The sequence below is a fragment of the Gallibacterium genomosp. 1 genome, assembly GCF_001678575.1.
GTDB lineage: Bacteria > Pseudomonadota > Gammaproteobacteria > Enterobacterales > Pasteurellaceae > Gallibacterium.
In genome coordinates this window covers 1-5,003 of the sequence record NZ_JTJP01000078.1, presented here as the reverse complement: position 1 = coordinate 5,003, position 5,003 = coordinate 1, and the positions used below count along the sequence as shown (strand labels likewise).

Below are 5,003 nucleotides of genomic sequence, written 5' to 3'. Positions count from 1 at the left end.
TAATGGCTATTCCTTTTTTTATGCTTACTGGGGAGATTATGAAATATGGAGGAATTTCTGAAAGAATTATTAATTTTGCCATGAGTATGGTAGGACATATAAAAGGAGGATTAGGATATGTTGTTATTATATCTGGATTAATTTTTGCTGGGTTATCTGGCTCTGCTGTGGCAGATACTGCTGCTCTCGGAGCGATACTTATTCCAATGATGGCAGCTAGAAAATATGACATATCAAGATCAACAGGTTTAATTTGTGCTGCAGGAATTATTTCTGTTGTAATTCCACCTAGTATTCCAATGATTATTTATGGAATTACTGCCGGAACATCAATTACAAAATTATTTATGGGAGGTGCTGTTCCTGGTTTGTTAATGGTATTAGGTCTTTGGTTTACTTGGAAAATTCTTTATCGACACGAATCCTCCAATCTACAAGAAAAACAAAATTCAAAACAACGATGGAATGCATTTAAAAAAGCTTTCCTTCCATTATTACTTCCTGTCATTATTATAGTAGGTCTAAGAGGGGGTGTTTTTACCCCAACAGAAGCTGGTGTTGTAGCTGCTATATATGCCGCCATTATTAGCATTATTTATAAAGAATTAAACTTACAAAAAATACAAGATATTTTCCTTAATACTATAAAGACAACCTCTATGGTAATGTTCGTTGCAGCTGCAGCTATGATATCCGCATTTGCTATTACAGTTGCTCAAATTCCGATGGAATTAGTAGAATTTTTGCAAGGAATAACAACTAGCCCTACAATTTTAATGCTTATATTAATGATATTCCTTCTATTAGTAGGATGCGTTATGGATCTTATTCCTGCTGTACTTATTTTTGTACCTGTCATTTTACCTTTATTACGGGCATATCATATAGATCCTGCTTATTTTGGTATTATGATGGTTATAAATTTATCTATTGGATTAATTACTCCTCCAGTTGGAACTGTATTATATGTAGGTTCTGGAATAGCAAATTTAGGCATAGGTGCTATTTCTAAAGGGATTTTACCATTTCTAGGAATTTATATATTGATTTTACTATTAATGGTATTTTTCCCTAATATTGTAATTATCCCTATGAATTGGTTATCTTAAAAAGGACATAAAAATGAATAACATCGCTCAACACCACAATCTCAAGAATAAAGTTATCGTTATTTCAGGTGCAGGTGGCGTGCTTTGTGCGTTTCTTGCCAAAGCACTGGCAAAAACACAAGCCAAAATCGCCTTACTGGATATTAATTTTGACGCGGCAAACCAGGTTGCTGAAGAAATCGCCCAAACAGGTGGCATTGCGAAAGCCTACCAAACCAATGTGTTAGATTTAGACAGCATAGAGCAAACCCGCAACACTATTACACAAGATTTCGGCACTTGTGACATTTTAATTAATGGTGCTGGTGGTAATAATCCTAAAGCAACAACCGATAACGAATTTCATCAACTGGATTTACCGGAACATACTAAAACTTTCTTTGATTTGGACAAATCAGGCATCGAATTTGTTTTTAATCTCAACTACTTAGGTACATTATTGCCAACCCAAGTTTTCGCCAAAGATATGATGGGGAAAGCAGGAGCAAATATCGTCAATATTTCCAGTATGAACGCTTTTACGCCACTCACCAAAATCCCTGCTTACTCGGGAGCAAAAGCGGCAATCAGCAATTTCACTCAATGGCTTGCCGTCTATTTCTCAAAAGTGGGGATTCGCTGTAACGCCATCGCTCCGGGCTTTCTTGTCAGCAACCAAAATAGGGCATTATTATTTGATGAAAATGGCAATCCAACCGCTAGAGCCAATAAAATTCTCACCAACACCCCAATGGCACGTTTTGGTGAACCAGAGGAATTATTAGGAGCATTATTATTTTTGATCGACAATCAATATTCCAGTTTCGTCAATGGGGTCATCATTCCTGTTGATGGCGGATTCTCCGCATATAGTGGGGTGTAAACTGAAATTGGGTAGAAAACGGCGAAGCTCCTAATGATCTCGAGCTACTCGGACAAATGGTCAAAAACATTTGTTTTGATAATGCGAAACGCTATTTTAAATAAGAAAAAATACTTAATCAGGCAGATTCAGCTAACGGTAAATCTGTCTGATTAACTAAAAAAGAAAAAGGACGCTATTTCTAGCATCCTTTTCCAGCCCTCGATGGGAGTAAGTGCATTACAAAACAGAAATTTCAAGTCTTTTTCCTAATGCCTGAAATGCTCTATTTAATGTATCTATTTTTGTACTATGATTTAAATTAGTAATACGTTGAACCTCTTGTGGTTTTACATGAATACGTTTTGCTAACTCTACATTTGATATATTTTGTTTAATCATTTCATTTAATAACATCACCTTAGCTGTAACACTAGGCGGCAACTCAATTAATACCTCGCCCTCTTTTGCCTCGCTCGGCATTGGCACGCTACGTTTATCTTCAAAATAGAAATCCATTGCAGTAACTAGTGCATCTTTTGCCATAACTAAAGCATCTTCATAGTTATCGCCACAAGTAATCGCTTCCGGAATATCTCTAAATGTTACCGAATATAAACCGCTCTCTTCTTTCTCAAAAATTGCCGGATATAACATATAAATCTCCTCTAAAGATAGCCCTCTTCAGAGGGCTATTATTATTTTAGACCTAATTGCTTTTTAACAGCCATTTCAGTTCCTTTTGCTATCTCTTTGCCGGAATGGCGAGGTAACACGGATTGCTTGCCGTTTAAGTAGAGTTTAATATGATTGCTTCCATCTTTAACTTCTACTCCTTGTGCTTTCAGCCATCTTAAAAACTCACTTTGTTTCACTTAGACCTCCGTTCGTTTTAAGACATAACAACAATAAACAAAAATGTTTACAAGATCAATAAAAATTAACAAATTAAGAAAGCAAAATTATTTGCTCACACCAACACTAATTTAAAATTTTCTTTCGATAAAACAGGACGTATGGAACTAATTAAATTATCATCCGTCACAATATCAGTAAATTCAGATAGTTTTGCTACACCAAATAAAGAATACTTGCCATATTTACTGCTATCAGCAACTAATACTCGGCGTTTAGCGTGCTGTAATAAAGCACTTTTTAGCTCGGCTTTCTCTTCTGTCGGCGCGGTTACCCCCCGTTCCAAGCTCCACGAATTACAACTGATAAACGCTAAATCAGGATAAAGATTATTCAATAACGAAAGGCTGTGATTACCAATACAAGATTGGCTGGAACTGTCGATATAGCCGCCAGTGATCATTAATTCAATTTGTTTATATTCGGACAAGAAAAGCGCAATATGAAGATCTGTAGTAATTACTCTTAATGGTAAATGTGCAATTTTTTTTGCGATACTCAACGTTGTGGTGCCGGCATCCAGCACAATAGAATCTCCAGCACTGATAAAGGAAGAAACATATTCTGCAATCCGATCCTTTTCCACCATAAACTTCAGTTGCTTTTCATTAGTGGTAGGTTGAAATGGAATAAACTGATTTAAACTCACACCACCGTGAGTTCGGATAATCGTTCCTTGCTGATTAAGTTTAATCAGATCGCGACGAATTGTTGCTGGCGATGCATTTGTTGCTTTTACTAGCTGATCAACGGTTGCCAGATTATGATTTTTGAGAAATAACAGGATTTGATCTAAACGGTCTGCAGACATATTCGCCTCTAACTGTAAGAAAACACGCATTGAAGACAATGCGTGTTAAAACGTTTAAGAATGTATTAATTATTCACTAAATTTTTGTTTTTCTCAAATAGTCGGCAATACATTGATGCTAATTCAATTTCATAATATCACTTAATAAGTGATTATTTCCAAAGCCTCCCGATTTTGTCATTACAGTTAAATTTTCATATTGACCATTTTGAATCTGGCAGACCGGTACTCCCGGAACGATCGAATAAAGCAATTTCATCTCTGTGACATTCATTTGTTCCAAGAGTGTCGCAGCCCCATCACCACCAAATAAAATTAAATGATCAAAATGTTTATGATTTAAACAATATAAACTTAATTCAGCCAAATCTTTTGCAAGCGTTCTAGCGATCATATTTATATCGTTTTCTGCATTAACAACCTTTGTTGGATTAGCTCTAATGATGACATCAGATTCACTAGAGGTAATTAATGCATTTAATTGTTCTCTTAATGCTTTTGCCGAAATTTTATGATTGAGTAATTGCGACGGAGATGGGTTAAAAACTATTGCATCACCACCATTGTGTGCAATATATTCATCCACTTGATTTTGGCTAGTTTCGTGGATAGATGTTACCAAGATTAGGCTTCTTCCATTAGTTAAAGCTCTCTTATTATTTGAAGAGGGTAATGTCTGAAGTTTTAATTTATTAGCCAAACCTGCTGACCCTACAGGAATCACTAACTTACCTAAACGCTCAATAACACGAGCAATTATTTCTAAATCATTTTCTGTTTTTGCGTCAACAACTATTTGCTCTAAAGTGGAAGATTGCACTTTTTGCAATAATTCTTGTTCTGTACTGAATGTAACTTGCTCTGCATTCGGTAAAAGATCCGTCATAATAGAAGAGGTTACCGGGCAAATAACATCTTTTCCAGATGGAGTATCTGCAACTGGAATCCCATTAACTGTAGCACCCCATATCTAATCCCGCTTCGCAGATAAGGATAATTTTGCTCGCATTTATTCTCCTTCATTCAACATACGATACACATCACACCTACTTTTTTGATATCCATTTTCACAAGCTTTACTAACCCACATTTTGGCAAGATTACGATCTTTTTTAACACCTTGTCCTAAGCTATACATTATCCCCAAATTAAATTGAGCCTTTGCATTTCCCTGCTCTGCCGCTTTTTGATACCATTTCACCGTTTGGAAATAATCCTGTTTTACTCCTTGTCCGTTGTCATACATATATCCCAAACTCAATTGAGCCTGTGCATCTCCCTGCTCTGCCGCTTTTTGATACCATTTCACCGCTTGGAAATAATCCTG

Annotated in this window: 7 protein-coding genes and 1 pseudogene; 3 read left to right on the top strand and 5 right to left on the bottom strand. The window is 36.1% G+C overall.

Annotated elements, in window-relative coordinates; all coding sequences use genetic code 11:
- The first annotated feature begins 2 nt into the window (after positions 1 to 2).
- The 3 genes and pseudogenes from QV04_RS11175 to QV04_RS11575 all read left to right on the top strand — a co-directional run.
- Positions 3 to 1,109: a TRAP transporter large permease gene (locus tag QV04_RS11175; protein ID WP_065233468.1), complete on the top strand. Its 1,107-nt coding sequence runs from the start codon at positions 3 to 5 to the stop codon at positions 1,107 to 1,109.
- Between the two features lie 13 nt (positions 1,110 to 1,122).
- Entirely contained in the window at positions 1,123 to 1,971 is an 849-nt protein-coding gene (locus tag QV04_RS11170) for an SDR family oxidoreductase (protein WP_039172939.1), read from the top strand.
- An 8-nt stretch (positions 1,972 to 1,979) separates the two neighbouring features.
- A pseudogene (locus tag QV04_RS11575) lies at positions 1,980 to 2,075 on the top strand (glucuronate isomerase); the annotation flags it as partial.
- Positions 2,076 to 2,190: 115 nt separating this feature from the next.
- On the opposite strand, the gene QV04_RS11165 reads toward QV04_RS11575, so the two are convergent.
- From QV04_RS11165 to QV04_RS11145, 5 genes are all read right to left on the bottom strand, one after another.
- Complete coding sequence (locus QV04_RS11165; RefSeq protein ID WP_065230681.1) at positions 2,191 to 2,607, bottom strand: type II toxin-antitoxin system HicB family antitoxin; 417 nt, start codon at positions 2,605 to 2,607, stop codon at positions 2,191 to 2,193.
- 41 nt (positions 2,608 to 2,648) lie between these two features.
- The gene (locus QV04_RS11160) at positions 2,649 to 2,825 is read right to left on the bottom strand and encodes a type II toxin-antitoxin system HicA family toxin (RefSeq protein WP_039172947.1); all 177 of its coding nucleotides are present in this window, start codon (positions 2,823 to 2,825) and stop codon (positions 2,649 to 2,651) included.
- 95 nt (positions 2,826 to 2,920) lie between these two features.
- Positions 2,921 to 3,676 (bottom strand): DeoR/GlpR family DNA-binding transcription regulator, encoded by a 756-nt coding sequence (locus QV04_RS11155; RefSeq protein ID WP_065230680.1) that lies wholly within the window; start codon positions 3,674 to 3,676, stop codon positions 2,921 to 2,923.
- Positions 3,677 to 3,794: 118 nt separating this feature from the next.
- Positions 3,795 to 4,586 (bottom strand): nucleotide-binding domain containing protein, encoded by a 792-nt coding sequence (locus QV04_RS11150; protein WP_231924145.1) that lies wholly within the window; start codon positions 4,584 to 4,586, stop codon positions 3,795 to 3,797.
- A gap of 99 nt (positions 4,587 to 4,685) precedes the next feature.
- Positions 4,686 to 5,003 (bottom strand): tetratricopeptide repeat protein (locus QV04_RS11145; RefSeq protein ID WP_197494830.1); only part of this gene is annotated, 318 nt, incomplete at its 5' end.

Coding starts and splice junctions, on each gene's coding strand:
- QV04_RS11175 (WP_065233468.1), top strand. CDS start 3: ATGGCTATTCCTTTTTTTATGCTTACTGGGGAGATTATGAAATATGGA.
- QV04_RS11170 (WP_039172939.1), top strand. CDS start 1,123: ATGAATAACATCGCTCAACACCACAATCTCAAGAATAAAGTTATCGTT.
- QV04_RS11165 (WP_065230681.1), bottom strand. CDS start 2,607: ATGTTATATCCGGCAATTTTTGAGAAAGAAGAGAGCGGTTTATATTCG.
- QV04_RS11155 (WP_065230680.1), bottom strand. CDS start 3,676: ATGTCTGCAGACCGTTTAGATCAAATCCTGTTATTTCTCAAAAATCAT.